The 25,150-nt window shown below is 62.4% G+C and carries 26 protein-coding genes; 7 read left to right on the top strand and 19 right to left on the bottom strand.

Translation table 11 applies throughout. The annotated features are described in order from the left end of the window. Nucleotides 1-105: 105 nt before the first annotated feature. The 4 genes from RB548_RS13540 to RB548_RS13525 form a co-directional block, all read right to left on the bottom strand. On the bottom strand, nt 106-933 hold the full coding sequence (locus tag RB548_RS13540; protein ID WP_331371809.1) for an anti-sigma factor family protein: 828 nt from the start codon (nt 931-933) through the stop codon (nt 106-108). Nucleotides 934-935: 2 nt separating this feature from the next. After that, nucleotides 936-1,454 carry an RNA polymerase sigma factor gene (locus RB548_RS13535; protein ID WP_331371808.1) on the bottom strand — a complete coding sequence of 173 codons (519 nt, stop codon included), beginning with the start codon at nt 1,452-1,454 and terminating at the stop codon, nt 936-938. A 293-nt stretch (nt 1,455-1,747) separates the two neighbouring features. Continuing rightward, entirely contained in the window at nt 1,748-2,293 is a 546-nt protein-coding gene (locus tag RB548_RS13530) for a tetratricopeptide repeat protein (protein ID WP_331371807.1), read from the bottom strand. 283 nt (nt 2,294-2,576) lie between these two features. Then, entirely contained in the window at nt 2,577-3,479 is a 903-nt protein-coding gene (locus tag RB548_RS13525; protein ID WP_331371806.1) for a metallophosphoesterase family protein, read from the bottom strand. Between the two features lie 111 nt (nt 3,480-3,590). Here RB548_RS13525 and RB548_RS13520 point away from each other — a divergent pair, with 111 nt between their 5' ends. Beyond that, nucleotides 3,591-4,058, top strand: coding sequence for an NUDIX domain-containing protein (locus RB548_RS13520; RefSeq protein ID WP_331374966.1), 468 nt, complete (start codon nt 3,591-3,593; stop codon nt 4,056-4,058). 2 nt (nt 4,059-4,060) lie between these two features. Here the strand turns inward: RB548_RS13520 and RB548_RS13515 are convergent, their stop codons facing one another. Continuing rightward, nucleotides 4,061-5,092 carry a glutathione S-transferase family protein gene (locus RB548_RS13515; protein WP_331371805.1) on the bottom strand — a complete coding sequence of 344 codons (1,032 nt, stop codon included), beginning with the start codon at nt 5,090-5,092 and terminating at the stop codon, nt 4,061-4,063. A gap of 260 nt (nt 5,093-5,352) precedes the next feature. On the opposite strand from RB548_RS13515, the gene RB548_RS13510 reads away from it, so the two are divergent. Further along, a complete protein-coding gene (locus tag RB548_RS13510; RefSeq protein WP_331371804.1) occupies nt 5,353-5,913 on the top strand; it encodes a GNAT family N-acetyltransferase in 561 nt (186 codons plus the stop codon). A gap of 25 nt (nt 5,914-5,938) precedes the next feature. Here RB548_RS13510 and RB548_RS13505 read toward each other — a convergent pair whose 3' ends face one another. Genes RB548_RS13505 through RB548_RS13485 form a run of 5 tightly spaced genes read right to left on the bottom strand, consistent with a single transcriptional unit; the run spans nt 5,939 to nt 13,233 of the window. Next, the gene (locus RB548_RS13505) at nt 5,939-6,412 is read right to left on the bottom strand and encodes a GNAT family N-acetyltransferase (RefSeq protein ID WP_331371803.1); all 474 of its coding nucleotides are present in this window, start codon (nt 6,410-6,412) and stop codon (nt 5,939-5,941) included. After that, nucleotides 6,409-8,478, bottom strand: a complete 2,070-nt coding sequence (locus tag RB548_RS13500) for a hypothetical protein (protein WP_331371802.1) — start codon at nt 8,476-8,478, stop codon at nt 6,409-6,411. The genes RB548_RS13505 and RB548_RS13500 overlap by 4 nt, the downstream gene beginning before the upstream one ends. A gap of 10 nt (nt 8,479-8,488) precedes the next feature. Then, complete coding sequence (locus tag RB548_RS13495; protein WP_331371801.1) at nt 8,489-11,299, bottom strand: DUF4159 domain-containing protein; 2,811 nt, start codon at nt 11,297-11,299, stop codon at nt 8,489-8,491. Beyond that, nucleotides 11,296-12,216 (bottom strand): DUF58 domain-containing protein, encoded by a 921-nt coding sequence (locus RB548_RS13490; RefSeq protein WP_331371800.1) that lies wholly within the window; start codon nt 12,214-12,216, stop codon nt 11,296-11,298. The genes RB548_RS13495 and RB548_RS13490 overlap by 4 nt, the downstream gene beginning before the upstream one ends. Before the next feature lie 3 nt (nt 12,217-12,219). Then, nucleotides 12,220-13,233, bottom strand: a complete 1,014-nt coding sequence (locus RB548_RS13485) for an AAA family ATPase (protein WP_331371799.1) — start codon at nt 13,231-13,233, stop codon at nt 12,220-12,222. Between the two features lie 264 nt (nt 13,234-13,497). Between RB548_RS13485 and RB548_RS13480 the strand changes: the two genes are divergently transcribed. The 3 genes from RB548_RS13480 to RB548_RS13470 are packed head-to-tail and all read left to right on the top strand — an operon-like array spanning nt 13,498 to nt 16,009. Continuing rightward, nucleotides 13,498-14,121 carry a DUF1285 domain-containing protein gene (locus RB548_RS13480; protein WP_331371798.1) on the top strand — a complete coding sequence of 208 codons (624 nt, stop codon included), beginning with the start codon at nt 13,498-13,500 and terminating at the stop codon, nt 14,119-14,121. Beyond that, the gene (locus RB548_RS13475; protein WP_331371797.1) at nt 14,118-14,750 is read left to right on the top strand and encodes a CoA pyrophosphatase; all 633 of its coding nucleotides are present in this window, start codon (nt 14,118-14,120) and stop codon (nt 14,748-14,750) included. Before RB548_RS13480 ends, RB548_RS13475 begins: the two co-directional genes overlap by 4 nt. Then, nucleotides 14,747-16,009: a CCA tRNA nucleotidyltransferase gene (locus tag RB548_RS13470; protein WP_331371796.1), complete on the top strand. Its 1,263-nt coding sequence runs from the start codon at nt 14,747-14,749 to the stop codon at nt 16,007-16,009. The genes RB548_RS13475 and RB548_RS13470 overlap by 4 nt, the downstream gene beginning before the upstream one ends. Nucleotides 16,010-16,077: 68 nt before the next feature. On the opposite strand, the gene RB548_RS13465 is transcribed toward RB548_RS13470, so the two are convergent. After that, nucleotides 16,078-16,263 carry a DUF1059 domain-containing protein gene (locus tag RB548_RS13465; protein WP_173509582.1) on the bottom strand — a complete coding sequence of 62 codons (186 nt, stop codon included), beginning with the start codon at nt 16,261-16,263 and terminating at the stop codon, nt 16,078-16,080. A gap of 58 nt (nt 16,264-16,321) precedes the next feature. Then, entirely contained in the window at nt 16,322-16,609 is a 288-nt protein-coding gene (locus RB548_RS13460; RefSeq protein ID WP_331371795.1) for a hypothetical protein, read from the bottom strand. On the opposite strand from RB548_RS13460, the gene RB548_RS13455 reads away from it, so the two are divergent. Further along, nucleotides 16,608-17,153: an adenine phosphoribosyltransferase gene (locus RB548_RS13455; protein ID WP_331371794.1), complete on the top strand. Its 546-nt coding sequence runs from the start codon at nt 16,608-16,610 to the stop codon at nt 17,151-17,153. The two genes, RB548_RS13460 and RB548_RS13455, sit on opposite strands and share 2 nt — an antisense overlap. A 37-nt stretch (nt 17,154-17,190) precedes the next feature. Here RB548_RS13455 and RB548_RS13450 read toward each other — a convergent pair whose 3' ends face one another. The 3 genes from RB548_RS13450 to ychF all read right to left on the bottom strand — a co-directional run bounded on the left by RB548_RS13450 (nt 17,191) and on the right by ychF (nt 19,322). After that, entirely contained in the window at nt 17,191-17,661 is a 471-nt protein-coding gene (locus RB548_RS13450) for a MaoC family dehydratase (protein WP_136506428.1), read from the bottom strand. Continuing rightward, nucleotides 17,658-18,113, bottom strand: coding sequence for a MaoC family dehydratase (locus RB548_RS13445; protein WP_331371793.1), 456 nt, complete (start codon nt 18,111-18,113; stop codon nt 17,658-17,660). Before RB548_RS13445 ends, RB548_RS13450 begins: the two co-directional genes overlap by 4 nt. Nucleotides 18,114-18,218: 105 nt before the next feature. After that, the gene (gene ychF, locus RB548_RS13440) at nt 18,219-19,322 is read right to left on the bottom strand and encodes a redox-regulated ATPase YchF (protein WP_331371792.1); all 1,104 of its coding nucleotides are present in this window, start codon (nt 19,320-19,322) and stop codon (nt 18,219-18,221) included. Between the two features lie 283 nt (nt 19,323-19,605). Here ychF and clpS point away from each other — a divergent pair, with 283 nt between their 5' ends. Further along, the gene (gene clpS, locus RB548_RS13435) at nt 19,606-19,917 is read left to right on the top strand and encodes an ATP-dependent Clp protease adapter ClpS (protein WP_331371791.1); all 312 of its coding nucleotides are present in this window, start codon (nt 19,606-19,608) and stop codon (nt 19,915-19,917) included. Nucleotides 19,918-19,938: 21 nt separating this feature from the next. Here the strand turns inward: clpS and pth are convergent, their stop codons facing one another. The 4 genes from pth to RB548_RS13415 all read right to left on the bottom strand — a co-directional run bounded on the left by pth (nt 19,939) and on the right by RB548_RS13415 (nt 25,046). Beyond that, nucleotides 19,939-20,658 carry an aminoacyl-tRNA hydrolase gene (gene pth / locus RB548_RS13430; protein WP_331371790.1) on the bottom strand — a complete coding sequence of 240 codons (720 nt, stop codon included), beginning with the start codon at nt 20,656-20,658 and terminating at the stop codon, nt 19,939-19,941. A gap of 254 nt (nt 20,659-20,912) precedes the next feature. Further along, nucleotides 20,913-21,647 (bottom strand): substrate-binding periplasmic protein, encoded by a 735-nt coding sequence (locus RB548_RS13425; protein WP_331371789.1) that lies wholly within the window; start codon nt 21,645-21,647, stop codon nt 20,913-20,915. 25 nt (nt 21,648-21,672) lie between these two features. Then, nucleotides 21,673-24,045, bottom strand: coding sequence for an EAL domain-containing protein (locus RB548_RS13420; RefSeq protein ID WP_331371788.1), 2,373 nt, complete (start codon nt 24,043-24,045; stop codon nt 21,673-21,675). A gap of 383 nt (nt 24,046-24,428) precedes the next feature. Next, nucleotides 24,429-25,046 (bottom strand): 50S ribosomal protein L25/general stress protein Ctc, encoded by a 618-nt coding sequence (locus RB548_RS13415; protein ID WP_331371787.1) that lies wholly within the window; start codon nt 25,044-25,046, stop codon nt 24,429-24,431. Nucleotides 25,047-25,150: the final 104 nt, after the last annotated feature.

Genomic DNA, 25,150 nt, shown 5'->3' with positions numbered 1-25,150 from the left:
TTGTAGAGAAAAGCCGCGCCGGTGCTGTGGACCGCGCGGCTTTTCCTTATAGGGCAGGGGTGTCCCGTGACACGGCGATGCGCCTGACGCGCAGTTCCGGTTCGATCAGATGCTCGCCGCTACGGTTTCTGCGAGCTCGCGGAGCCCGGCGTCGGCGGACGGGCCGATGAGCACCAGGGATGCGTCGCCTTTCTGCCAGGAGACCAGCCCGAGATTGTCGCGGATATCCTCGCGGAAGTGATCGGCTTGCGACTTGTCGCCAACCTTGAGGAAGCAGATCGCGTAGATGTCGCCCTCGCGATCGCGATAGACGAGCTGGCCGACGGGCTTGCCTTCAACCACCAACAGTCTTGCACCCTCGAAGGTGAGCCCCCTGCTTGCGAGATCCGGGGTCTTGAAACCGACGCCGACACTGGAGGCGAGCCAGGTCTCGATCTTCGGACCGTCCGACGCCGGTGCCTCGACGAGGTGTTCCTTCTGCCGGGAATAGATGCGGTGATAGTCCACGATCTCATCGATCCAGGGGCGCGCGGAGGCGGCGCTTTCGGGCTCGGCGACGTAGTGCGCGCTGCCGGCGAGGAAACCCGCAGCACCGCCGAGGAGCAATAACGCCATGGCAGCGGCGAGGGCCCGCGGCCAGACGCGGACCGTCCGCGCCGGCAGGTTCGCCGTCGCGACGCGCTCGGATCGCGGACTGATGCCGGGTCCCTGCTTGATCTGGCGCACCAGCGCCAGCGGCACCGGGTCATGGAGAAAGTCCTCGAAGGCCTTGTTGCCAAACGCGCTGCCGGCCTTCAGCTTCTCGAGCATGATCTTGGCGTCCTCGTCACGGGCCAGCAAAGCATCGAGTTCGGCTCTCTCGGCGTCGCCGAGCTCGCCGTCGATATAGGCGGACAGCCGAACTTCAAGCGCTTGACCTGTTGTCTGCTGCAAGGTCACGCCCTCCTTTCGGTATTCTCGGTCAGCATGGCGGCAAGCCGCAGGCGGGCGGTGGACAACCTGCTCATCACGGTACCGATCGGAACGCCGAGGATGTCTGCGGTCTCGCGGTAGCTGTGCCCTTCGACATTGATGAGCAGGAAGACGCTGGCGAGACCTTCCGGCATGGACAGGATCATCTTCTGCAGTTGGTTGGCATAGACCGCCTTTTCGGCAACGGCTTCCACACGCAGCTCGCTCTGGTCGAAAATGTCGACCGCTCCGCCGCCGGCGCGGACCTTGCGCTTGCGGACTTCATCGACCCAGAGATTGCGTGTCATGGCGTAGACCCAGCTCTCCAGCTGGCCTTCCCCGTTCCACAGGTGGCTGCGCGCGATGGCCCGCTCGCAAGCCTCCTGAACGAGGTCATCGGCATCATTGGCGCTGCGTGTCAGCGTCAGCGCAAAGCGGCGCAATTTGGGCAGCAGGCTGACCAAATCCCGTCTGAAGTCTTTCGTCTCTGCCGCTGGGCGCATTGCTCTTCCAATGAGACGTACCGGATCGGGCATCTATTCGCGGTGCGAAAAGCACTACCCAATGATATGAAACATTTGATCCGAAGTCTGCAAGGGAAGAGCCGGAACGGAAACAGGTTTTTGCGTTCCGGCGTGAGTTTCCCATTGCTCGCGCCCACGGCCGGCCGCGGCGGAGAAGGTTGTGCTGCTCGACTACAGCGCTGTGGCACTTTGACTTGCTGCATGTTTTCATCCTTAAATCGAGTACGATTTAAGGAAACATGCAGTAGAGCTGGCCGTCTTCGACCGCCGTGTCAGTAATGGTGACGGATGCCGCCGAGCGACTGTAGCAGGGCCCTGTAGGCCCAAGTGTTTTCGCCGCCACGATCACGAATTTCGACGAGCTGCACCTTGGCCTCCTCGATGCGGCCTTGCTCGACCAGTGCCTGGCCGAGATAGGACCGGGCGAGAATGTAGTTCTCGTCGGCCTGAAGCGCGCGTTTGTAGTATTGCATGCCGAGTTCCATGCGCCCGGCCTTGCGATTGGCGTAACCGAGATAGTTGAGCACGCGGGCGCTGCGTTGATCGCTTACGGCTTCGAGCACCTTGATTGCATTGTCGTACTGGCCGGCATAGGCAAGTTCGCGCGCGGCTTCGAACAGGACGTCGTCGCTGAGGCCGCTTTTCTTCGCGTTGACGCACTGGCCCTTGCGCGTATCCCAGATCTTGCCGTTCTTGCATTGGGTGCTCGTCTTGGTCTTACGCGGCGGTTCGCTGGTGTCGCCGACGGCCATGGCCGACTGGCCCGCGACCGAAGCCATGAATGCAGTGAGGACAAAGAAAGTCGTCTTCCGGAACATCGTGCCTGTCTCCCTGGAACGTCACGCAGCTCGGCCGGCAACTTGACCGACACACGCGCGTCGCGCCGGCTGCCCAACCCGAACCGCAATATGACGCATGGGTATGGCAATTTATTCGTCGCCAGCGGAATTTTCTTGGAAGGCCGTCGACGTTATGGGCGGGCCAGCCTAGATCACAATGATCTTAGGTCGGATCGACCTAAAATCATGAACGTGATCGATTCTAATAAGTTGAGACGCGGGATGCGGCAGGAAAACCGCACACACTTTTCCTCATCCCGCTCTAGAAACGGGTGGTTTCGGCGAGTTCGACGCCGGTAGCGTCGGCATTGAGCGTATAGCGCTCGCGGCTGAGTTGCCAATTGCCCGGCTCGCCCGCTATCGAGAAGAGATTGTAGGCGGCCGCCGGCTTGCTCCCCCCGGGCCCTTGCGATGCCGAGGCAATGCCGACGACCGGGACCGGCGCGGTCTGTCCCTTGAGGTAATAAACCGTGTTGAGATGGGTGTGGCCATGCAGCACCAGTTCGGCGCCCCCGGACGAGATGGTCGCTGCAAAACGGCGAATGCCGATCATGCGTTTGTGCATCGAGGTCGCGCCACGGATCGGCGGATGATGGATCAGCACGACTCGGAAGAGGCCAGCCTCGCCCGCTGCCTGCAGCAGGTCGACGGTCGCGCGCGCCTGTCGCTGACCGAAGTAGCCGCTGGCGGCAAATGGCGGCGTGGCCACGGCGGTCGAGCAGCCGATGATTGCCACGGGGCCGCGCACACGCACATAGGGAAAGCAATGATGGTCTCGGATCCAGCCGAGCGGACCTTCATCGCTGCGCATGTAGGGATACCAGGCGCGTGTCGTCTTCTCGTAAGCACCCGGAACATAGGCGTCGTGGTTGCCCGGTACGACGGAGATGTCCTTGGCGTCGCCCGCCACGGAAAGCCATGCCGTCACTGCCTCGATCTCCAGCGACGAGGCGAGATTCACGAGGTCGCCGGTGATCGCCAGATGGTTCGGATTGCGTCTCTGGATATCGGCCATCAGGCAGTCCAATGTGCCGGGAAAGAGATGGCGGGCTCGGTTCCTGTGCCAGTTGACGAAACCGGTGATCCGCTTGGAGGCAAGTTCCCTCAGGGACAGATCCGGCAGGGGTCCGAGATGAACGTCCGAAATATGCGCGAGTTTGAACATCGCCACCGTCTAGCGCATATTCCATCGGAGTGGAATCACCAGATTGTAACGATTTCGGGTGAAAGCCGCCGCCACGAGGAGACGTGTTTGAAGCAGCAGCGACCGGCGGAAATGCCTAACTGGAGAATGCGGCTGCTGACGCGGTTCGCGCATGCCTATTTTGCGCTCTCGCGCGGGATGACGCTTGGGGTGCGCGCCGCCTGCTTTGACGGCGAAGGGCGGATCTTCCTCGTCAGGCATTCCTATCTTCCCGGCTGGCACCTGCCGGGCGGCGGCCTTGATCGCCATGAGACGGCGGTGGAGGGGCTCGCCCGCGAACTCAGGGAAGAAGGCAATCTGGAACTGACGTCACCGCCGCTGCTGGTGCAGGTCTATTATAACCGGGGCACCAGCAAGCGCGATCACGTCATCTTCTTTCGTTGCGACAATGTCCGCCAGCAACAGCCGAAGGTTCCCGACCTGGAGATAGCCGCCGCCGGCTTCTTTGCGCTCGACGAACTGCCCGAGGACACGACCGCCGCGACGCACCGGCGGATTGCCGAGGTTGCTGGAAGGGAGGCGCCGGACACGTTTTGGTAGCGTCATCGGGTGCCGGCAGCAACGCGCCTCACGCCTTCGTTTGAATGTGCCGCGTGATCGAGGCGGTCGCGACCGTGCGGCGTCGCAAGGTCGACCGCCGGGCCTGCCGGCACGACACCCGTCGGATTGATCATCGTGTGGCTGCGATAATAGTGCTCCTTGATATGGCGCATGTTCACGGTCTCGGCGACGCCCGGGACCTGGTAGAGGTCGCGCAGGTATCCATAAAGGTTCGGGTAGTCGGCAATGCGCCGGATGTTGCATTTGAAGTGGCCGACATACACAGGGTCGAACCGCACCAGCGTCGTGAACAGGCGCCAGTCGGCCTCGGTGATCCGATCTCCCATAAGATAACGCTGCGATGCGAGACGGCCTTCCAGCTCGTCCAACATGGCGAACAGGGCCTTGACGCTCTCGTCATAGGCCTGCTGGCCGGTGGCGAACCCGGCTTTGTAGACGCCGTTGTTCACAGCGTCATAAACGCGGGCGTTAAGGGCGTCGATTTCGCCGCGCAGGTCCGCGGGGCAGAAATCCTCGGTCGAGCCGGTAAGATGATCGAAGGCCGAGTTGAACATGCGGATGATTTCGGCCGATTCGTTCGAGACGATGGTGTTCTTCTTCTTGTCCCAAAGCACGGGCACCGTCACGCGGCCGGAATAGCCGGGGTCGGCGCGCACATAAATCTGCCAAAGCGCCTCGAAACCGAAGAGATGGTCCACGGTGCCGCCGTTTACGCCCTTGAACTCCCAACCGTTGGACAGCATCAGGGGATCGACGATCGAGACCGAAATGATGTCCTCAAGCTTCTTGAGCTTGCGGAAGGTCAGCGTCCGATGCGCCCAGGGGCAGGCGAGCGAGACATAGAGATGGTAGCGGTCCTGCTCGGCCGCGAAGCCGCCTTCGCCGGAGGGCCCCGGCGATCCGTCAGCAGTGATCCAGTTGCGAAACTGCGACTCGCTGCGCTTGAAATGGCCCTTCGTCGTCTTGGTGTCGTACCAGACGTCCTGCCAGACTCCGTTGACCAGCCTGCCCATGCACTAGCTCCTTCATGTTTTCTCTTGCCCTCAATAGATAACGCAGCAACGGGGCGGTGATAGGTGTCAAATTCTGAACACTGCGTTTTGGGCTTTGACAGGCGGCAATTTTCTGCTATCGCGATCAGGCATTTTTTCGTGTTCGGAACGATCGTAACGATGATCCAGTCGGGAAGCCTGCGACGACGCTGATGCTGCCAACGCCCTTTCGGGGCGCGCCATCCCCTATTGTCCGTTCGCACGCTTGGTTCCCGACATCCATGAAAAAGCACGACATCGTCTATCTGACTGAAGACGCGTCACACGACGCAGCAATCGAAATTATCAACGAAGAAGCATTTGGTCCTGGCCGGTTCGTGCGCGCGGCCGCGCGCATTCGCGAGCAGGGTCCCCATGACCGTTCGCTGTCCTTCATTTGCACCGACGACGGCGAGGCGATCGCCTCCGTGCGGATGACACCGGTCATGGCCGGGCCGGTGAGGGGACACCTGCTCGGCCCGCTCGCCGTGCGGCCCTCGCACAAGAACCGGGGCATTGGTCGCGAGCTCGTGCGGATTGCCGTCGAGGCTGCGCGACGGAAAGGCTCCGAGGCGGTGATCCTCGTCGGCGATCCGTCCTATTACCAGCCGCTCGGTTTCGAGAAGGTGCATTATGGAGCACTCGAATTTCCGGGGCCTGTCGATCCGGCCAGGGTCCTGGTGGTGCCGATGGCTGCGGATGTCCACGCGCGGCTCAGCGGCGTGATCTGCTGGCGGGACGACAGCGTTGCGCCCGTGCCCGGACAGGCCGTAGAAGCCCGGGCCGAGGGTGCAGCCGCCTGATGTGAAGCACTTCAATGGTGCGCAGTCAGGTCGCTTTGAGTGTGAAAACGTCGAGCCCGTGGTCTCCCGCATCCTGCTCATGCAGCGACCAGCCAAGCCTTTGGTAGAAAGGCCTTTTCGTTGGTACTGCACAAAGGTACACGGTGTCGGCTCCCGCTGCGAAGGCGGCGCGCGCGGCATGGCCGACGATGGTGCCGCCGATGCCCTGCCGCCGGAACGCTTGGTCCACCCAAACGGCTGCGACCCAGGGCGTGAGGTGGGGCCGCTCCTCCATGTCGGAAGCGATGACTGAGGCCGTGCCCATGAAGGTCGGACCGCGGTGAGCAACGATGGCGGAGGGCAGAGGCCCCGCTCCGAGATTGTCTCTGACCAAGTTGGCAATATGCTTCAGCGGGAATCCTCTCGGCTTCCACCAGGCCCGCCAGACGCGATCGACGACGTCCGCCGCAAAGTGCGGCACGGTACGGAGATCCGCAATGGTGATCTCGTCGCGGGTCACCGGCCCTCGCGATACCACATGGACGAGATCAGGAAGAGCAGGGCGGCGAGCCCGAAGAGACCGCCGAACAGGGACAGAGAGTTGATGCCCTTCAGCACCGTCTCGTCCGTCATGCGCAGCGAAAGGCGCTCGCCGTCGGCCACCCGGACCGCGCCACGCACCGGCAGGATCGAGGGAAGATCGACCGGGCCGTCAGCATCCGCCAGCCGCCGCACGAGCCCCTTGGTTTTTTCCGCCCAAGGACGGAGCTTTTCCTCCGTGGAGATTGCCGCCTTGAATTCCGGTGCATCGACATTGCCGACATGGACGAGGGTCGTGAGCTCGTCGTTGGCCACCTCGAAGAGGCCGGTTTCCGTCGTTTTGACTTCGGCCTTGTAGAGGCCCGGTTCGCGCTCGGTCAGAGTGATCTCGTCGGTCTTGCCCGATGGATAGGTGAGCGTCGCCTGCCCGGGATCGCCTTCGATCGTCTGCCTGGTAATTTCCAGCGTACGGCCGGAGGCGCGTGCCGTCAGTGCCTCTTCCTCAAGCGCCGGTTCCTGCATTAGCCAGTGGGCCGTGCGCCGATAAAGCGAAACATGAGGTCCGCCGCCTTCAATGCCGCGTGCCCACAGCCAGCCCTGGTCGGACAAAAGCATCGCGACACGCCCCTTGCCGACGCGGTTGAGCACGAGCAACGGCTTTCCGTCGGCCGCTTCCATCACCGTCTGCCCGAGCGGGCGGTCCACGTCGACGGTGCGGAACCAACGGCCCCAGCCCGGCGGCTCGCTCGACGCGCCTTCGAGACCGCGCGTGACAGGATGCTTCTTTCCCTCCTCCGAGAGGCGGGGGAAGAACGCCTTTTCATTCATGACGCCGGTGGGGGTCGCGGGCAGAACCGCTGAAAGAGGCGTGGCGGCAATCGAGTCATCGCCGGCGTGTTCCGGGCCTGCGGCGATCAACAAGGCGCCGCCGTTCTGCACATATTGCGCAATGTTGTCGTAGTAGAGGATCGGCAGCACGCCGCGATGCTGGTAGCGGTCGAAGATGATCAGATCGAACTCGCTGATCTTGTCGACGAAGAGCTCGCGCGTCGGAAAGGCGATCAGCGAAAGTTCGTTGATCGGGGTGCCATCCTGCTTTTCCGGAGGACGCAGAATGGTGAAATGGACGAGATCGACCGCCGCGTCGGACTTCAGAAGATTGCGCCAGGCGCGCTCGCCCGCATGCGGCTCGCCGGAAACGAGAAGCACGCGCAGGTTCTCGCGGATGCCGTCGAGCACGTGGACGGCGCGGTTGTTGACCTCCGTCACTTCGCCGGCGAGCGGGTTCACAGCGAATTCGAGGATGTTGTTGCCGCCGCGCGGCACGGTGAAACTGAAGGGCACGTCGGTGCCCGGCTCGGCACGCTCGGTCGCGATCTCGTTGCCGTTGAGGCGGATCGTCACTTCGGCACCACCGCCGGGGGCTGCGCCGTCATCGACGACGCGGAAGGTCATCTTCTGCTGTTCGCCAACGATGCCGAAGCGTGGTGCGCTGACGATTTCGATACGCCGATCGAATTCGCTCGGTTTGCCGGTGATCAGGCCATGGATCGGCGCATCGAAGCCGAGCTTCTGATTGACGTCGGGAACGTCGTGAATTTGTCCATCGGTGATGAAGACGGCGCCGCCGACCCGCGCCGGTGGTACGTCGGCGAGCGCTGTCGACAATGCGCCGAAGAGCTTCGTCGAAGGCGCCTCGGTTTCGGCGCTATCCGCAGCCTCGACGATGCGGGTCTCGATCTGTGGAAAGCGGGAGAGGCGATCCTTGAGGCCGGCAAGCGCATGGTCCGTCTGTTCGCGGCGGTTGCCATTGTTCTGACTCTGGCTGCGGTCGACGACGACGGCAACGATGGTCGAAAGCGGCTCGCGCTCCTCCTGGAAAACCGATGGGTTGCTGATCGCCAGGCAGAACGCCGCCAGCGCTGCCGTTCTCAGCCAGGCACCGCGAACGCCACGCCACAGGCCGAGCGCGGCGAGCGCGACCGCCGCAAGGATCAGCGCCGCGAGATAGGGCCAGGGAAGAAATGGTGCAAAGTCGACGGTCATCGAACGGTCCTCACTGACCGAGCCGCTCGAGCAGGGCGGGCACGTGCACCTGGTCGGCCTTGTAGTTGCCAGTCAGCATATACATCATGATGTTGACGCCGGAGCGGAAGGCGTATTCGCGCTGCATCTCGTCTGGCGGAACCGTCGGCAAGAGCGCAACGCCATTCGTATCCACGGCCCAGGCACCGGCAAAGTCGTTGCCGGTGATCATGATCGGCGTGACGCCGTCCCCGGACCGGGCCGGGCGGTCGCTAGGCTCTTCGCGGTTGTCGAGTTGCGCCTCGATCCAGAGAGGACTGCCGGTGTAGCGCCCCGGAAAATTCGTCAGCAGATAGAAGGCCTTGGTCAGCACATGGTCGGCCGGAACGGGCTCCAGCGGCGGAATGTCGAGATTGGCCAGAATCGCCTGCAGCCGTTCGGTGTTCGGGCTCGTCCCGTTCGACGAGGCGCCTAATGAGGAGAACTGGTCGCGGGTGTCGAAGAGCACCGTGCCGCCTGCACGCATATAGGCGTCGATGCGACTTACCGCCTGCGGGCTCGGCATTGGCGCATTGGCGGAGACCGGCCAATAGATGATCGGATAGAGGCTGAGTTCGTCCTTGGAAATGTCCAGCCCGACGGGCGCGCCCGGCTCGAGCGTCGTGCGATAGGTCAGGAAATCGGTGAGACCGGTGAGACCGCGTTCGGAGAGACGATCGACGTCGTCTTCTCCGGTGACGACATAGGCAAGATGGGTCGTATCGAGGCGTTCGAGGATACGTTGGTCATCCGGACGCGCATCTTCCGCAAGTGCCGGCGGCGGCAGGAGGGCAAGGGTGCCGCACAGCATGAAAAGCATTGTGGCCGCGGTCCTCGCCATGCGAATCCGCGAAAAGGCTCCGCCCATGAAGAGAACGATTACGGCATCGGCAAGGAGCAGGAGCAGCGCCAGCGTCAAGAGCGCAGGCTTCAGCGACCAGCTTTCCTCGCCGGTCAGCCGTTCTGAGGTGTGCGGGCCTGCTGCCACCATGTCGATCCGCTTGAGTTCCGCGTCGCGCGGGAGCAGGTTCAACGCCGTGAAACCGTCTTCGGATCCATAGAGCCCCGGCGGGTTTTCCGGAGTTGCAAGCGGCGCCTTGCCAGGAGCGACGTTGAGTGGCCGCGCATTGCCGGTTTCGGCAACAAGGACGCCGTCGGCGTTCAGCAGCCGGTAGGGCGCCAGCGTCTGTGCCTGCGCCTTGCCTTCGCTCGCGACGCCGCCGCTCCGCGCGAGCTGCACGCTACGGCGGAGCATTTCGACGAAATGACCCGAAATCGGCAGATTCGACCAGGTCGCCTCGGCGCTGACATGGAAGAGGATGATGCGTCCCGACCCCTGAGCAGCCGTCGTCACCAGCGGCGTACCATCGGCGAGGTTCGCCCAGGTCCGCTCGGCCAGGTCAGCCGTGGGTTCGGCCAGGACCTGCCGCTTGACGAGAATGTCGGTAGGACGTGGCATTCCGGCAAAGGGGCCGTTGGCGGGATAGTCGGCGAGGGGCTGCGGCTCCGACCAGGTAAGTGCGCCGCCAAGCGCCCGCTCGCCCTGCCGCAGCGTCACGGGCACGAGCGGATCGTCGGCCGGTGCCGCCGCAAGCCGCGGCCCGGCAAAGCGGATCAGCGTACCGCCATTGTCGATCCACTTCTTCATGAGCGGATACATCTCTTCCGGCAGACGGCCGATATCGGCCATGATCAGGACCGAAGGCCGTTGTTCGAGAAGTTCTGGAATGGCAACGGCAAGATCGGTCTCGCGCGGTTCGACGAGATCGGCATAGGGGGCCAGCGCCCGGTTGATGTAGTAGAGCGGCGACAGCAGCGGCTGGGAAAGATCGCGAGCCTCGCCGCTCAAGAGAGCGACTCGACGGCGGCGGAACCCATCGTCGAGCAGATGGACAGCGCCGGCGGTCGCGGCGCCTTCGATGCCGATGCGGGCGAAATCGTTGCGCAGTTCAAAAGGCGCGGCGATCGTTCCCTTCGCAACCGCTTCACCGGGCGCGAAGTCGATCGCGCCGTCGGCGATGGCGCGACCACGCGTGTCGTAAGCGACGATCGACACGGAACGGCGATCATCGGTTTTCAATCGGCTCGCCGTCACCGACATGCCCGCGTTTTCGTTGCTGCTGTTGGTGAGCGCTATCGCTTGACTGCCATCGGCCTCGATCACCCGGAGGTTCGCGGCGCCCATTCCTGCGAGCGCCTCCATCGTCTTGCCGTCCGCTGCTTCGATGCCGTCCGTGACGAAGGCGAGCGTGCCGGGTGCAGCGTCTTTGAAAGCCGTCCGCATGGCAGCGATCGCGGAGCGGCGATCGGCCGGAAGCGGTTCGGGCGATGCGGCAGCCAGACGGTTGCGCGCCGATGCCGCCGATCCCGGCGTTGCATTGTGCTGTCGGTCGCCAGTGAAGACGATTGAGACGGCAAGGTCTCTCGTCTCCGCGTCGTCGATCAGGGCCGAGGCAGCCTCGACCCGCCTCTCCCAATCGGGTGCGGTCGCCCAGCTGTTGTCGATCAGAAGCGCGAGCGGGCCGGAGGACGCGAGCGTGTTGCTGCGCGGATTGAAGACCGGATCGGCGATCGCGAAAATGACGGCGGCCGCCATCAGCATCCTGAGAAGCGTCAGCCACCAGGGGCTCTTCGACGGGGTCTCCTCGCGCTTCAGAACCGAGGCGAGGATGCGCAGCGGCGGAAAGACCTCGGCCGCCGGTCGCGGCGGCGTCATCCGCAAAAGCCACCAGATCACCGGCAGCGCGACAAGCGCGGCCAGCATGGCAGGATTGGCGAAGACGAAGGAAAGGCCGCCGATCATAGCAAACCTCCGTGCGTTGCCCGCCCAGGCATTCCGGATAGATACATATGCACGGCAACCAGCGCCTCGGACGCGGGGCGGTCGGTCCTATGCGGGATGAAGGTCCAGCCGAGATGTCTGAGGCTCGAGCCCAGGCTGTCGCGGCGGGCAAGATAGGCGCGCTGATAATCCTCCTGCAGAATCTCGGCGCGTCCGGCGGTCAGCTTTTCGCCGGTTTCCGGGTCGGTGAATTCGGTTCGCCCGGCATAGGGGAAGACCTCCTCCGCAGGATCGGCGATCTCGACCATATGTCCACGGAAACCGCGGCGTGCGAGCGGTGCAAGACGCTCCATTACCTTGTCGGCGGGATCGAGGAAATCGCCGATCAGCACCAGATCGCTGGCGTTGCGGATCATGCCGGTCTCGGGCAGGCCCTCCGCGAGCGAGCTCAGCATGATCGCAGTTGCCAATCGTTCGGCGGCGTTGCGCGCCGAGACCGGTTCCATGACGCCGGGGCAACCGATCCGTTCGCCGGAGCGGGCGAGAATTTCGGCAAGCGCCAGCATCAGCACGAGTGCACGGCTTTCCTTGGAGACCGCACCGAGCGTCGACTTGTACATCATCGAGGGCGAAAGGTCGGCCCAAAGCCAGATCGTATGGGCTGCCTCCCATTCGCGGTCTCGGACATAGGTATGATCGTCGCGGGCGGACCGGCGCCAGTCGATCCGAGACAGGCTTTCGCCTTCGCTATAGGGGCGGAACTGCCAGAAATTTTCGCCGATACCGCGCTTGCGCCGGCCATGCCAGCCGGAGATCACCGTGTTGGCGATCCTGCGCGCTTCGACAAGGCAGTCCGGAACGAGCATTGCGCGCTGTTGGGCGCGCGACAGGACTTCGCCGGAAGGGGTACGCGCGACTATGTGCCCGATGGAGGCCATATATTAACCCTTGGCTCGTTTCACCAGGCCGGCGATAACGTCGCGGACGGTCATGCCTTCCGCACGGGCGGCGAAGGTGAGCGCCATACGGTGCTGCAGCACCGGTTCGGCAAGGGCAAGGATATCGTCGGCGGAGGGCGCCAGCCGGCCGTCATAGAGGGCGCGCGCCCGGGCGCACAGCATCAGAGCCTGGCCCGCTCGCGGACCCGGCCCCCAGGCGACATTCTTGTCGGTCGTGGAGTTGCCGTTGCCGGGGCGGGCGGAGCGGACGAGCGACAGGATGGCATCGACCACCTTCTCGCCGACCGGCATCTGCCGGATCAGACTCTGGATCTGCAGGAGGCGCTGGGCGTCGATCACCGGCCGCGCTTCGGCTTCAATGACGCCGGTCGTCTCCAGCAGGATTTGCCGTTCGGCGGCAAGCTCGGGGTAGCCGACATCGACCTGCATCAGGAATCGGTCGAGCTGTGCCTCTGGCAGGGGGTAGGTTCCCTCCTGCTCGAGTGGGTTCTGGGTCGCGAGCACATGAAACGGCTGCGGCAGGTCCTTGCGGGCGCCGGCGACCGTGATGTGATATTCCTGCATGGCCTGCAGCAGCGCCGACTGGGTTCGCGGCGAGGCGCGGTTGATCTCGTCCGCCATCAGCAGCTGCGTAAAGATTGGGCCGGGGACGAAACGAAACGACCGATAGCCCGCGGCATCCTGGTCCATCACTTCTGAGCCCAGAATGTCGGAAGGCATCAGGTCGGGCGTGAACTGGATACGGCTGTTGTCGAGCCCGAGAACGGTACCGAGCGTGGCGACGAGCTTGGTCTTGGCAAGACCCGGTACGCCGACGAGCAGCGCGTGACCGCCGGACAGCACGGCGAGCAGCGTCTGCTCGACCACGTTCTCCTGGCCGAAGATCACCTTGCCGACCTCGGCGCGTATGAGCGCGATCTCACCCAGTGCGGCTTCCGCGGCCGCGACGATTGCCTTCTCGTCGGCCGCATCGGTCGCGCTTTTCATAACACTCATCGCAATTCTCCCAGATCGTCGCTGCTGAACCGAATCGCCATTGCCTAATATTCAGTCCTTATTTTTCAATTTAGACCCTGGCGGACGGCTGACAAGCCGCCGCCAACGCACTATGTCGTGAGCTTGCAGGACGCTCGCCGTGCATCCCGCATGCTCGTCGATTCGGACGGAATGCCCAAAACCGGAGGGCCGGAGCATCCCTCGCACGTTCGTCTGAACGCGTTATGCTTCAGATGCAAGATCGGGACCAAACGGGACGGAACGATGGCAGAAGCCAAGATTCAGCAAACGGGCGACGCGGCCGGCCTTGCCGCGCTGATTGCCCGCGCCGCCGGCGAAAGGGGCGGCGAAGCGCGGGGATTACCGCCGGTCGACCGTTGGAACCCGCCGTTTTGCGGCGATATCGACATGGAAATCCGTGGCGATGGAACGTGGTTCTACATGGGAACGCCGATCGGTCGCCAGCCGCTCGTCCGGCTGTTTTCCACCGTCCTGCGCAAGGACGAGGACGGCAAGACCTACCTTGTCACGCCAGTGGAGAAAGTCGGCATCCGCATCGCCGATGCCCCGTTTATCGCTGTGGAAATGCGCGTTACTGTCAGGGATGGCGGAAATGTCCTGACATTTCGCACCAATGTCGGCGATGTGGTGGAGGCCGGGCCGGAGCATCCCCTCCGCTTCGTCATCCATGGCGAAAATCGCGAACTGAAACCCTACCTTCATGTCCGCGGGCGGCTTGAGGCGCTCGTATCGAGGCCCGTCATGTATGACATCGTCGAACTGGGCGAAACCGTCGAGATCGAAGGCGTCGACATGTTCTGCGTCAAATCGTCCGGCGCGATCTTTCCGATCATGCCGGCGGCCGAGCTGGAAGCTCTGTCGCAATGACAAATCATCCCTTTTCCGCCGACGAGTTTCGCCGCAGGGCACTCGCCCAGACAGGCGGACCGATTGAGACGGCGTGGCGCGATCACGGCGATTTCCTGCTCAATCCTGGCATCGTGCCCTACCTCGAAGCCCTGCATTTGAAGGACGCGGCCGTGCTCGTGCCGGTCGTCGACGATGGCGAAGACGCGAGCGTGATCTTTACCCAGCGGACTTCGACGTTACGCAAACACTCCGGTCAGGTCGCCTTTCCCGGCGGGGTAGTCGATCCCGAGGACAAGTCCATCGAAGTTGCGGCGCTCCGCGAGGCGCAGGAGGAGATCGGTCTCGACCCCCGTTTCGTCGAGACGATCGGCCGTCTGCCGCACTATATGGCCATGTCGGGCTTCCGCATCACGCCGGTGCTCGCGGTCGTGCAGCCAGGCTTCGAACTCGCGCCCAATCCGGAAGAGGTGGAAAGCGTGTTCGAAGTGCCGCTTTCTTTCCTGATGAACCCTGTCAACCATGGGCGCGGACGCAGCCATTGGCAGGGTGCTGAACGGCAATTCTATCGCATGCCCTATGGCGAACGGAATATCTGGGGAATTACGGCGGGGATCGTCCGCATGCTCTATGAAAGGCTCTATGCATGACTTCCGTTGCCGCCGAGGCGTGGTTTCAGGCTCCCTCGCTCCGGCGCATTTTCGATCTTTTGAACGCCGATGGCGGTGAGGTGCGCGTTGTCGGCGGCGCGATCCGCAACAGCCTCATGGGCCTGCCTGCCGGCGATGTCGACATGGCGACCACTTGGAGGCCGGAGGACGTTGCTGAGCGGGCGAGGGCAGCGGGTATCAAGGTCGTGCCAACCGGCGTCGACCATGGCACGGTCACCCTCGTCCTCGACGGAACGCCCTATGAAGTGACGACGCTGCGCCGCGACGTGGCGACCGACGGGCGCCGCGCCGAAGTGGCCTTCGGGACCGACTGGCGAGCGGATGCCGAGCGCCGCGACTTCACCATCAACGCCCTCTATGCGGACAGCAAAGGCCAGGTAATCGACCATGTCGGCGGTCTTTCCGACATTGAGAGCCGGACGCTGCGTTTTATCGGCAATGCGGCCGAGCGCGTCCGGGAGGACTATCTGCGCATCCTGCGCTTCTTCCGTTTCTTCGCCTATTACGGCGCCGGCCGGCCTGATGCGGACGGGCTGAGAGCCTGCGCGCAGGCGCGCGCAAAGCTCTCGACGCTTTCGGCGGAACGGGTCTGGTCCGAAACGAAGAAACTGCTCGCCGCCGATGATCCCGGCCGCGCACTGCTGTGGATGCGCCAGGCCGGCGTGCTTACCGAGGTCCTGCCGGAGACGGAAAAATGGGGCATCGATGCAGTTCCAGGCCTGATTGCCGCCGAGAGGGCCTTTACCTGGAAGCCGGATCCGCTGCTCAGGTTGGCGGCGATCGTGCCTCCGGATGCGGAACGGCTTGAGGGCATGGCAGCACGACTGCGTCTATCGAAGGCGGAGGCCGTCTATTTCGCGCGGTTTGCGAGTGCTCCGACGATACCCGCGACGCTCGCGGATGCAGCTCTCGATCGCCAGCTTTACCGCCACGGCGCCGAGGGGATCGCGACGAGCCTGCGGCTTGCCCTGGCATCCTCGCGCCGCCGGTCCGAAAACGATCCGTCGCTTCTTGGCGAAACCGCCGTGTTTCAGCGGCTTCTGTTGCGTGCGGAGAAGTGGCAGCGTCCGGTCTTTCCCCTAACCGGAGCCGATGTCCTGAGGGCGGGCGTTCCGGCCGGTCCCAAGGTCGGCGAGGTGCTGTCCAAGCTCGAAAATTTCTGGATCGAGCGCAATTTCACTCCCGCCCGGGCAGCGCTCGCAGCCCGGCTCGAATCGATGGTATCAGACACCAAGTGACATCGTGGACGGACGCCGCTCCGCGCGCTCGAACCGAATGCGGCAAAGACGGCCTTGCTCCACTCCGGTCAAGCCGCCTTGCTTTCGTCGACGATCCGAACCTTGATGTTGTCGATCATGTTCTCGCGTATCGTCGTTTCGCCGTGGGTCACGCGCATGTGTTCCACAACACGACGGACGATTTCCGCATCATTGTCGGCGCGGGTGTGCCATTCACAACCCGGGACGAGCGAACCGCATTCAAACAACCGCATGGACTGCTCCTTCCTCTGCTGCTGGCTCTCCTGCATGTTTCCTTAGATCGCAGCCGACTTAAGGATAAAACATGCGGCAATTCAAAGTGCTCAGCGCCCTTTGCGCATCTGATAAGACGGCGGTCACGCCGGTAACGGCGCGCTCCGCAAAAAATAAACGTAACATCAACACCCGACGGGGCCAAATTGTTCCCGCCTTGCTGCGGGAGATTTCACCGGCTGCCGGGATGGCTGCGGGAAGCTCAGCTTTCTGGCTGCAGTGCGAAGAAATTTCTATAGAAATGCGCGTCGTTGATGTTATGGCTTTGCCTTTCCCTGAGACTCGCAGAGGCTGTTTTTCCGTCATGACCGCGACCGTTCAATCGGAACTGATTTCCGCCATCCGGAGCATTCCGGATTACCCGAAGCCAGGCGTCATGTTTCGCGACATCACGACATTGCTCGGCAATCCGAAGGCTTTCCGCCGGGCGATCGACGAGCTCGTCCACCCCTATGCCGGAACCAAAATCGAGAAGATCGCGGGCATCGAGGCGCGCGGGTTCATTTTGGGCGGCGCGATCGCCCACCAGCTTTCGGCCGGATTCGTGCCGATCCGAAAGAAGGGCAAGCTGCCGCACGATACCGTCCGTATCGCCTACAGCCTCGAATACGGCGTGGACGAGATGGAAATGCACAGGGATGCGATCCAACCGGGCGAGAGGGTGATCCTGGTCGATGACCTCATCGCCACCGGCGGGACGGCCGAGGGCGCCGTCAAGCTTCTGAAGCAGATGGGAGCGGATATCGTGGCTGCCTGCTTCATCATCGATCTGCCAGAGCTCGGCGGGCGCAAGAAACTCGAAGCCCTCGGCGTCAACGTCCGCACGCTGATCGAATTCGCAGGGCATTGAAGCGGTAGCTAGCGGATACGCGCGCAACGCCTCAACTTCAGGTGAATTCGATCACCTTGCTTTCGAACTGGATGACGGTTTCGCCGTGCTGGTTCTCGCCTTCGCAGAGAATGGTGTTGATGCGCCATCCGGGTCTCGACGCGACGGTTCGCGCCTCGAGAAAAGTGACGGCGTAGGTCACCGTGTCGCCGGCATAGACCGGCTTCAGCCACTTGAGTTCGCGAAAGCCTGGTGAGGGGCCTAGTTTCGGCGCATGCAGCCCCTCGGCCGCCAGGCGCCGGATCTCATCCTTCCAGAACCGCACGAAACATTGCATCCAGCCGGCGCTCGTGTGCCAACCGGACGCGCATAGCCCACCGAAAAGCGAGTGCTTGGCCTCTTCCGCGTCGAGATGGAATGACTGCGGGTCGAAGTTGCGCGCGAAGCGGACGATGTCCTCTGCCGTGAATGTCAGACTGCCGATCACGGTTTTTCGGCCGGCTGCGTAGATTTCCGCCAACGTCATCATTGCCGCTGCTCCCGGTCCCGGCGGCGGAAAAGGACGGAACATTCCGAAACCGCGATTGCTTCCCCGGTCTGATTGTTGATCTCGTTGCGGAACTTGACGATGCCGACGTCAGGTTTCGACTTCGACTGCCGGGCTCCGAGCACCAGGCTGAAGCCGGCCAGCACATCGCCAGCGAGCACCGGCTTCTTCCAATCCATGAAGTCGATGCCCGGTGAGCCTTGAGAGGAGGAATTGCCGAGAAAGGCGTCGATCATCATACGCATACCGATCGCGCTCGTGTGCCAGCCGGAGGCGGAAAGGCCGCCCAGAATACTGCGCTTGCCGGCGTCTACATCCAGATGCATCGGTTGCGGGTCGAATTCGCTGGCAAAAGCGATGATGTCGGGCGCCTCAACGGCGACCGGATGATAGTCGAAGCGCCGACCTGGCGTGAAGTCCTCGAAATAGAGCATGCCGGCCTCCCTCGCTGCCGGAGATGTGTTGCTATGCGGCTCTGCTCCATGTTTCCTTAAATCGAAGACAATTTAAGGACGGCTCTGTGCCGCATAGCCACTGCGTCAGGTGTTGAAGCGGAAATGGATGACATCGCCGTCCTGGACGACATATTCCTTGCCTTCGTCGCGCGCCTTGCCGGCTTCCTTCGCGCCGGTTTCGCCGCCGAGCGAAATATAGTCATCATAGGCGATCGTGTTCGCGCGAATAAAGCCGCGCTCGAAATCTGTATGGATGACACCGGCGGCCTGCGGCGCCCTGGTGCCGCGCGGGATCGTCCAGGCGCGCGTTTCCTTCGGGCCGACCGTGAAATAAGTGATGAGGTCGAGCAGCTTGTATCCGGCGCGGATCAGCCGGTCGAGACCGGCCTCCTCGAGGCCGAGCGCAGCAAGGAATTCCTTGGCTTCGTCCTCGGGCAGCTGTGCGACCTCCGATTCGATCGCGGCCGAGATGACAACGGTTTCCGCACCCTGGGCTTTTGCCATTTCAGCGACCGCCCGCGTGTGCTCATTGCCGGTGGCGGCGTCGCTTTCGGCGACGTTGCAAACGTAGAGCACAGGATGGGAAGTGAGGAGATTGAGGCCCTGGAGGATGCGCAGTTCGTCCGCATCGAGCTTCGAAAGCAGGGTCCGCACCGGCTTGCCTTCCTGCAAGAGCTTCAGTGAGGCTTCCATCACGGGAAGCTGCGCCATCGACTCCTTGTCCTTGCCAACGGCGCGCTTGCGCGTCTGCTCCGTGCGCCGCTCCAGGCTCTCGAGATCGGCGAGCATCAGCTCGGTTTCGATCGTCTCGGCGTCGGCTACCGGGTGGATGCGGCCTTCCACGTGGGTGATGTCGTCGTCCTCGAAGCAGCGCAGAACATGGACCACGGCGTCGACTTCGCGAATATTGGCGAGGAACTGGTTGCCGAGCCCTTCGCCTTTGGACGCGCCGCGCACGAGGCCGGCGATGTCGACGAAGGAGATGCGCGTCGGGATAATTTCCTTGGACTTCGCGACATCGGCGAGCTTGCGCATGCGCGGATCCGGAACCGCGACTTCACCAGTGTTCGGCTCGATCGTGCAGAAGGGATAGTTTGCCGCTTGCGCTGCCGCGGTCTTGGTGAGCGCATTGAAGAGTGTGGACTTGCCGACATTCGGCAGCCCGACGATACCGCATTTGAAGCCCATGGCTAAAACCTGTCTTTCTCGGATTGCTTGGCGGTGGCTATGGGGTAAAGGAGAGGAGCGGTCAAGCTCTTCACGCGCTTCTCAAGCGCCGCGCGCCTTATCAGACGCGCAAAGGGCGCTGTAACGCCTTGAACTGCCGCATGTTTCCTCAAGTCGGAATGGTTAAAGGAAACATGCATCGGGCCGTATCACCCGGCTTTCCCTTGAATGCCGATGCCCGACGCGCAATATTGTGCTGCGCGATGGTGATCGCCTCCTCATGTCATCAACGGGTGGATTTCCGATGAGTGACAATGATGTTGCCGCAAAACCGAAGACCAGATCGAAGCCTAAGCTGCAGCGGCCGAAGCTCTACAAGGTCATTCTGGTCAACGACGACTACACCCCACGTGAATTCGTGGTCATGGTGCTCAAGGCCGTGTTCCGCATGAGCGAGGAAGCCGGCTATCGGGTGATGATGACGGCACACAAGCTCGGCACCTCGGTCGTCGTCGTCTGCGCCAGGGATATCGCCGAGACCAAGGCGAAGGAGGCGACCGATCTCGGCAAGGAAGGGGGCTATCCGCTGTTGTTCACGACCGAGCCAGAGGAGTAGGGTCGACCGGGTTCGTCGTTCTCAATCCCCCTTCGAGCCGAACATCTTCTTCAGCATCTCGGCCATCGGACCAGTCGTGGGAAGTTTTTTCGGTTGCGCAGCGTTGCGAGCCTGGTGAATGTGGGATTGCGCCGGCTGCTTCTTCGCCGCCTGCGGCTTTTCGTCAGTCGGCGTGCTGCCGGTCGCCAGCGCGATCTTGTTCATAAGCTGCGAATCCTCGCCCCTAACCAGCATGTCCGCGTTGTCGGCGATGGCGTCCAGAAGCGGCGATAGCCAGGCCTGATCCGCCTTGGCGAAATCGCCGAGCACATGGGCGTGCACCAGGTCCTTCACACCCGGGTGGCCGATGCCGAGGCGCAGTCGACGGTATTCTTTGCCGCAGTGGGCGTCGATCGACTTGATGCCGTTGTGGCCGCCGTGGCCCCCGCCGGTCTTGATCCGTGCCTTGGCGGCAGGAAGATCGAGCTCATCGTAGATCACGACGATATCTTTCGGCGCGAGCTTGTAGAAGCGCATGGCTTCGCCCACGGCCTCTCCCGACAGGTTCATGAAGGTCTGCGGCTTCATCAGGAGCACGCGTTCACCGGCGATCTCGCCCTCGGAAATTTCCGCCTTGAACTTCTTCGACCATGAGGAAAAGCTCGGGCGACTCTGTATCGCGTCGACGGCCATGAAGCCGATATTGTGGCGGTTCCCGGCATATTTCGAACCCGGATTGCCAAGACCCGCGATAATCAGCATGTCGCCATACTCCTAATGCTTCTGCTCTATCGGACCGAGATTTTCGAGAGGATGACGAAGGGGTAGGTCTTCCGTCCGCCTCTGCCCCTCATCCGGCCTCCCGGCCACCTTCTCCCCGTTTCGACGGGGAGAAGGCACATGCGGCGCCGTTTTGTTCCCTCTCCCCGCTTGCGGGGAGCGGGTTAGGGTGAGGGGCATTTCACGCACCCTGCTGTTTCAACCCAAAATCATCGCGGTCCGGGGAAAGTCAATCCTTATTTCGCCGCCTGCTCGATGCGGTTCGGGCGCAGGCCGTATCGCTCGAAGATCCGGTCCTGCGTGCCGTTGGCGATCAGGTGATCGAGTTCGGCTTGCATACGGGCAACGATCTCATCGGGCATGTCCCGGTGGCAGGCGATGCCGTATTGCTTGCCTTCCAGCACCAATGCCGCCTCGACCGGTTTGCCGTCGGCCCGCATGGTCTCGAAGGTTTTTTCAGACGTCATGAGCAGATCGACGCGACCGGCGGCGAGCTTCTTCATGGTGGAGTCGAGATTGGCGGCATAATCGATCTTCTCGAAGCCGTGCGCCTTCAGGTAGGCGGCGGAGAAGTCTTCCCGCTGTGTTCCGACGACGAACTGCTTCGCCTCATCGATCGTTTGCGGCACAATCGCCGCACCCTTGCGTCGCACCATGATCAGGTGATCGACGAGGAGCGGCTCGATCCATTTGAAATTCCTGTCTCGCTCTGCGTCGTGGCCGGTGGTGAAAACGCAATGGAAAGGCTGGCTTTCGGCAAGCGCGAAGGCGCGCGCCCAAGGCAGGACCTCGATATCGTAGGGGAGATCGACGGCGTTCATGATCAGTGCCACCTGTTCGACCGATGCGCCGTTCGCGCCGCTCGCGGTCGAGAAGTTGTAGGGCGGGTATTCCTCGGTGACGAAATGTATCGTCTCGGCGTGAGCGGTGGCGGAAAGACCGAGCAGGAATGCCAGGATCAGATGCTTCACGCCCTTTTCTCCCTTTCGAGCGGCACTATGCCGGATTGGCCGCCTTGGCTTCGGATTCGTTCTCCAGGAGGGCCAACATGCCGTCGATCGGCATGGGCCGGCTGAAGAGATAACCCTGGCCATTATCCACGCCGAGCTTGCGCAGAAGCTGCCACTGCTCCTTCGTCTCGATGCCTTCGGCGACGACCGTACATCCCATCTGATGCGAAATGGTGCGAATGCCCTTAATAAGCATGCGGCTCTTGCGCCTGACGTCGGCGGTGCCGGAACTCAGCGACCGGGTGAAGGACTGGTCGACCTTGACGATATCGACGGGGAAGCGATTGAGATAGCTCAAGGACGAGTAACCGGTGCCGAAATCATCAAGCGCGATGCGGCAGCCGAACTCGTTGAGTTGTTTTAGGACTGCGTGAACCTCGGGATTGTCCAGCATCAGCACCGCCTCGGTGATCTCGATGACGATCCTCTGCGGCGAAATGTGGTGCTTGAGCAGCAGCGCAGCCAGCTTGTGGGGTAAGGTCAGCTCGAACTGCAGAGGCGAGAAGTTGACCGCCAGATAGGTGTTCTGCGTTCCATCCAGTTCGGAGATCGCGGCGAGGTGGCGGATCGCCTTGTCGAGCACGCGGTCGCCGATGCGGCCGATCGTGCCTGTCTCCTCGGCAATGCCGATGATCTTGCCGGGCGGCATCAGCCCCTTTTCCGGATGATCGAGGCGCATCAGCGCCTCGAAACCGACGATCTGGCCGTCGCCAAGGCTGACGATCGGCTGCAGCCAGGCCTCGAACCAATCCTCTTTCAGGCCGGTTTCGATGCATTGCTCGATCTCGTGGCGCTCGCGTGCGGTGTCGAGCATGCTCGCGTCGAAAATCCGCAAGCCGTTCTTGCCGTCGCGCTTACGCGCATACATCGCCATGTCGGCCTTCAAGAGAAGGTCTGAGGCGCTTGACGCATGCGTCGGGTAGACCGAAACGCCGACACTTGCGCTGACCGACAGCTCGTTGCCGGCAATCGGCATCGGTTCGCGCAGCGCCGCGCAGATGCGCTCGGCGATCTCGTAGGCGAGCGCGGCGACGTCCGTTGCCGCAACGAGAATGGCGAATTCGTCGCCGCCGAGCCTCGACATCACGTCATCTGCGCCAAGCGTCGTGCGGATCAGTTCGACGGTCTGGCGCAAAACGGCGTCGCCGGCGGCGTGGCCGAAATTGTCGTTGATCCATTTGAAGCGGTCGAGGTCGATGAACAGGCAGGCCAGCTGCATGCCGCACTCGTCAGCGTTGCGGATCGCGTCGTCGAGCGCGCTTTCGAAGCCCTGGCGATTGAGCAGCCCGGTCAGGTGATCGGTGATCGCCTGGGCATGGTTGCGGCTCTCCGCCTGTTTGAGCGCCGTGACATCGGTCATGACCGATAGCGAAAGATCGCCGCCATGGGCCATTTCCGACTCCAGGATCAGGACGGTCATGAACTCGCCGTCGGCCTTGCGGAAGGGCAGCGTTACTTCGCTGATATCGTCATTGTCGACCGCGGTCGTCTTTGCGCGAAGGCGATAGGCTTCGTGCCACAACGGATCGATGAAATCGGTGAAGGTGCGGCCGATGACCTCTTCGCGAGCATAGCCCGTCGCAAGCAACCAGTAATCGCTGACGGCGCTCAGCCTGTTTCCAGCGTCGAGCGAGAAGAGCATGGCCGGCGTGAGATTATAGGTTTCGGTCGCGCGGTCGTGAGCGATCTTGAGTTCGGTTTCCTCGCGTTCCAGGCGATCCTGCATCTCGTTGAAGTTCGCCGCGAGCGTGCCCATCTCGTCGTCCGAAGTCCAGTCGACCCGGTGGCGGGATCCCAGCCGCCGTGTCGCCTCGATTGCGGCGGTCAGTCGCATCAGCGGGCGGATCACGGTGAAACGATTGCCGACGAGGGCCGCCGCAAAGACGATCGCGACGGCAAATAGAAGAATGGCGAGGACGGTCCATTCGTCCTTGCTGAAGCGAGAAAGGATGCCGGGCGTCGGGACGACGACCTCGAGCGTACCGACCTCTTTGACGCCCTCGACACTGTCAAAGGCGATCGTGGTCTTTAAGGAGCGGTTTGGAGTGGTGCCGCCAATGCCTCCCCGCGGCAATTGAGCAAGGATATTTCCACTCGCATCGCGAATGGTGACGGCCCGAATATCGGGGGCGTTCATCAGCGAGCGGGCGATCCGGTCGATGCCTTGCTGGTCGAAATCCCAGATCGGCTTGCCGAGCGCTTCGCCGCTGGCCTCCATCAAAAGCTCGACATTCTGCAGGCGCTCGCGCGCGACGCGTTCGCTGGATATGGTGAGGAAGAGCGCGAGCAACGGGGCGACGAATACAAACATCGCGCCGCCGATGATCGCAACAAACCGGTTTTCCACCGAGTGCATCATCGCATGCCCCGCTCGGCAGTTGCTGCCATTTTATTCATTGCTAATTCTCTTGGACTGCCACCAATGTCTCCCCACCGGCAGAACATCATCAAAACCTTAAATGTTGCTGAAGTTGCACGCCGAGATTTCATGAGCGCGCTGACGAGACGCTGCGCTTGCATTAGCCGATGATGATGCTTGGCAAACGGCAAGTCCTGGCGCTCCCAAGTCCTGATGCTCCCAAGTCTGGGCCGTGTGCAACACAAGTCGCTTCGCATGTTTCTAAATCGTCATCGGCCTAAGGATGAAAACATGCGGCCGGAAATGAAAAACCCGCCCCATGTGACATGGAGCGGGTTGGTCTTGTCAGCCGTCAGTGGGCTGGCGGATACGCGAGACGCAGATTATTCTTCTGCTTCGCCCTCAGCCTCTTCTGCTGTTTCTTCTTCGGCTTCCATCACGCGGCCGGCGATCGTGGCGACCGTGAAGTCGCGATCGGCGATGACCGGGGTCGCGCCGGCCGGAAGCTTGATGTCCGAGATGTGGACGGTGTCGCCGATGTTCAGGCCGGTGAGGTCAACGGTCAGGAACTCCGGGATGCTGTCGGCCGAAACGTTCAGTTCGACTTCGTGGCGAACGATGTTCAGGGCGCCACCGCGCTTGAGACCCGGGGACTTCTCTTCGTTCTCGAAGTGAACCGGGACCTGGACGGAAACCTGGCTGTCCTTCGAGACGCGCAGGAAGTCGACGTGCATGGTGAAGTCGCGGACCGGATCGAGCTGATAGTCCTTCGGCAGGACGCGAATCTTCTCGCCGTTGACTTCGATGATCGCGACGGTGGTCATGAAACCGCCGGCGTGGATCTTCATCGTCACGTCCTTGGTGGAGAGCGCGATGGAAAGGGGGGCCTGCTTGTCACCATAGATGACAGCCGGGATAAGACCGTTGCGGCGAAGTTCACGGGAGGACCCCTTACCAACCCGTTCGCGCGTCTCGGCCTTGAGCTCGTAAGTCTGGCTCATGGGTAGACCTTTCTGGTTATTTGGAGAGTTCGTCCGTCAAAGAAGCGGAAAAACCTGAAGCTGACTGGCAGCTTCATCCGCGTTGCCTCCAAGGGTGTCTGCGC

This window comes from Sinorhizobium chiapasense (assembly GCF_036488675.1).
GTDB lineage: Bacteria > Pseudomonadota > Alphaproteobacteria > Rhizobiales > Rhizobiaceae > Sinorhizobium > Sinorhizobium chiapasense.
The sequence above is the reverse complement of the archived record's forward strand: the minus strand, read 5'-3'. Positions and strand labels throughout refer to the sequence as shown.

Coding starts and splice junctions, on each gene's coding strand:
- RB548_RS13535 (WP_331371808.1), bottom strand. CDS start 1,454: ATGCGCCCAGCGGCAGAGACGAAAGACTTCAGACGGGATTTGGTCAGC.
- RB548_RS13530 (WP_331371807.1), bottom strand. CDS start 2,293: ATGTTCCGGAAGACGACTTTCTTTGTCCTCACTGCATTCATGGCTTCG.
- RB548_RS13525 (WP_331371806.1), bottom strand. CDS start 3,479: ATGTTCAAACTCGCGCATATTTCGGACGTTCATCTCGGACCCCTGCCG.
- RB548_RS13520 (WP_331374966.1), top strand. CDS start 3,591: ATGCCTAACTGGAGAATGCGGCTGCTGACGCGGTTCGCGCATGCCTAT.
- RB548_RS13515 (WP_331371805.1), bottom strand. CDS start 5,092: ATGGGCAGGCTGGTCAACGGAGTCTGGCAGGACGTCTGGTACGACACC.
- RB548_RS13510 (WP_331371804.1), top strand. CDS start 5,353: ATGAAAAAGCACGACATCGTCTATCTGACTGAAGACGCGTCACACGAC.
- RB548_RS13500 (WP_331371802.1), bottom strand. CDS start 8,478: ATGACCGTCGACTTTGCACCATTTCTTCCCTGGCCCTATCTCGCGGCG.
- RB548_RS13495 (WP_331371801.1), bottom strand. CDS start 11,299: ATGATCGGCGGCCTTTCCTTCGTCTTCGCCAATCCTGCCATGCTGGCC.
- RB548_RS13490 (WP_331371800.1), bottom strand. CDS start 12,216: ATGGCCTCCATCGGGCACATAGTCGCGCGTACCCCTTCCGGCGAAGTC.
- RB548_RS13485 (WP_331371799.1), bottom strand. CDS start 13,233: ATGAGTGTTATGAAAAGCGCGACCGATGCGGCCGACGAGAAGGCAATC.
- RB548_RS13480 (WP_331371798.1), top strand. CDS start 13,498: ATGGCAGAAGCCAAGATTCAGCAAACGGGCGACGCGGCCGGCCTTGCC.
- RB548_RS13475 (WP_331371797.1), top strand. CDS start 14,118: ATGACAAATCATCCCTTTTCCGCCGACGAGTTTCGCCGCAGGGCACTC.
- RB548_RS13470 (WP_331371796.1), top strand. CDS start 14,747: ATGACTTCCGTTGCCGCCGAGGCGTGGTTTCAGGCTCCCTCGCTCCGG.
- RB548_RS13465 (WP_173509582.1), bottom strand. CDS start 16,263: ATGCGGTTGTTTGAATGCGGTTCGCTCGTCCCGGGTTGTGAATGGCAC.
- RB548_RS13455 (WP_331371794.1), top strand. CDS start 16,608: ATGACCGCGACCGTTCAATCGGAACTGATTTCCGCCATCCGGAGCATT.
- RB548_RS13460 (WP_331371795.1), bottom strand. CDS start 16,609: ATGACGGAAAAACAGCCTCTGCGAGTCTCAGGGAAAGGCAAAGCCATA.
- RB548_RS13450 (WP_136506428.1), bottom strand. CDS start 17,661: ATGATGACGTTGGCGGAAATCTACGCAGCCGGCCGAAAAACCGTGATC.
- RB548_RS13445 (WP_331371793.1), bottom strand. CDS start 18,113: ATGCTCTATTTCGAGGACTTCACGCCAGGTCGGCGCTTCGACTATCAT.
- ychF (WP_331371792.1), bottom strand. CDS start 19,322: ATGGGCTTCAAATGCGGTATCGTCGGGCTGCCGAATGTCGGCAAGTCC.
- clpS (WP_331371791.1), top strand. CDS start 19,606: ATGAGTGACAATGATGTTGCCGCAAAACCGAAGACCAGATCGAAGCCT.
- pth (WP_331371790.1), bottom strand. CDS start 20,658: ATGCTGATTATCGCGGGTCTTGGCAATCCGGGTTCGAAATATGCCGGG.
- RB548_RS13420 (WP_331371788.1), bottom strand. CDS start 24,045: ATGATGCACTCGGTGGAAAACCGGTTTGTTGCGATCATCGGCGGCGCG.
- RB548_RS13415 (WP_331371787.1), bottom strand. CDS start 25,046: ATGAGCCAGACTTACGAGCTCAAGGCCGAGACGCGCGAACGGGTTGGT.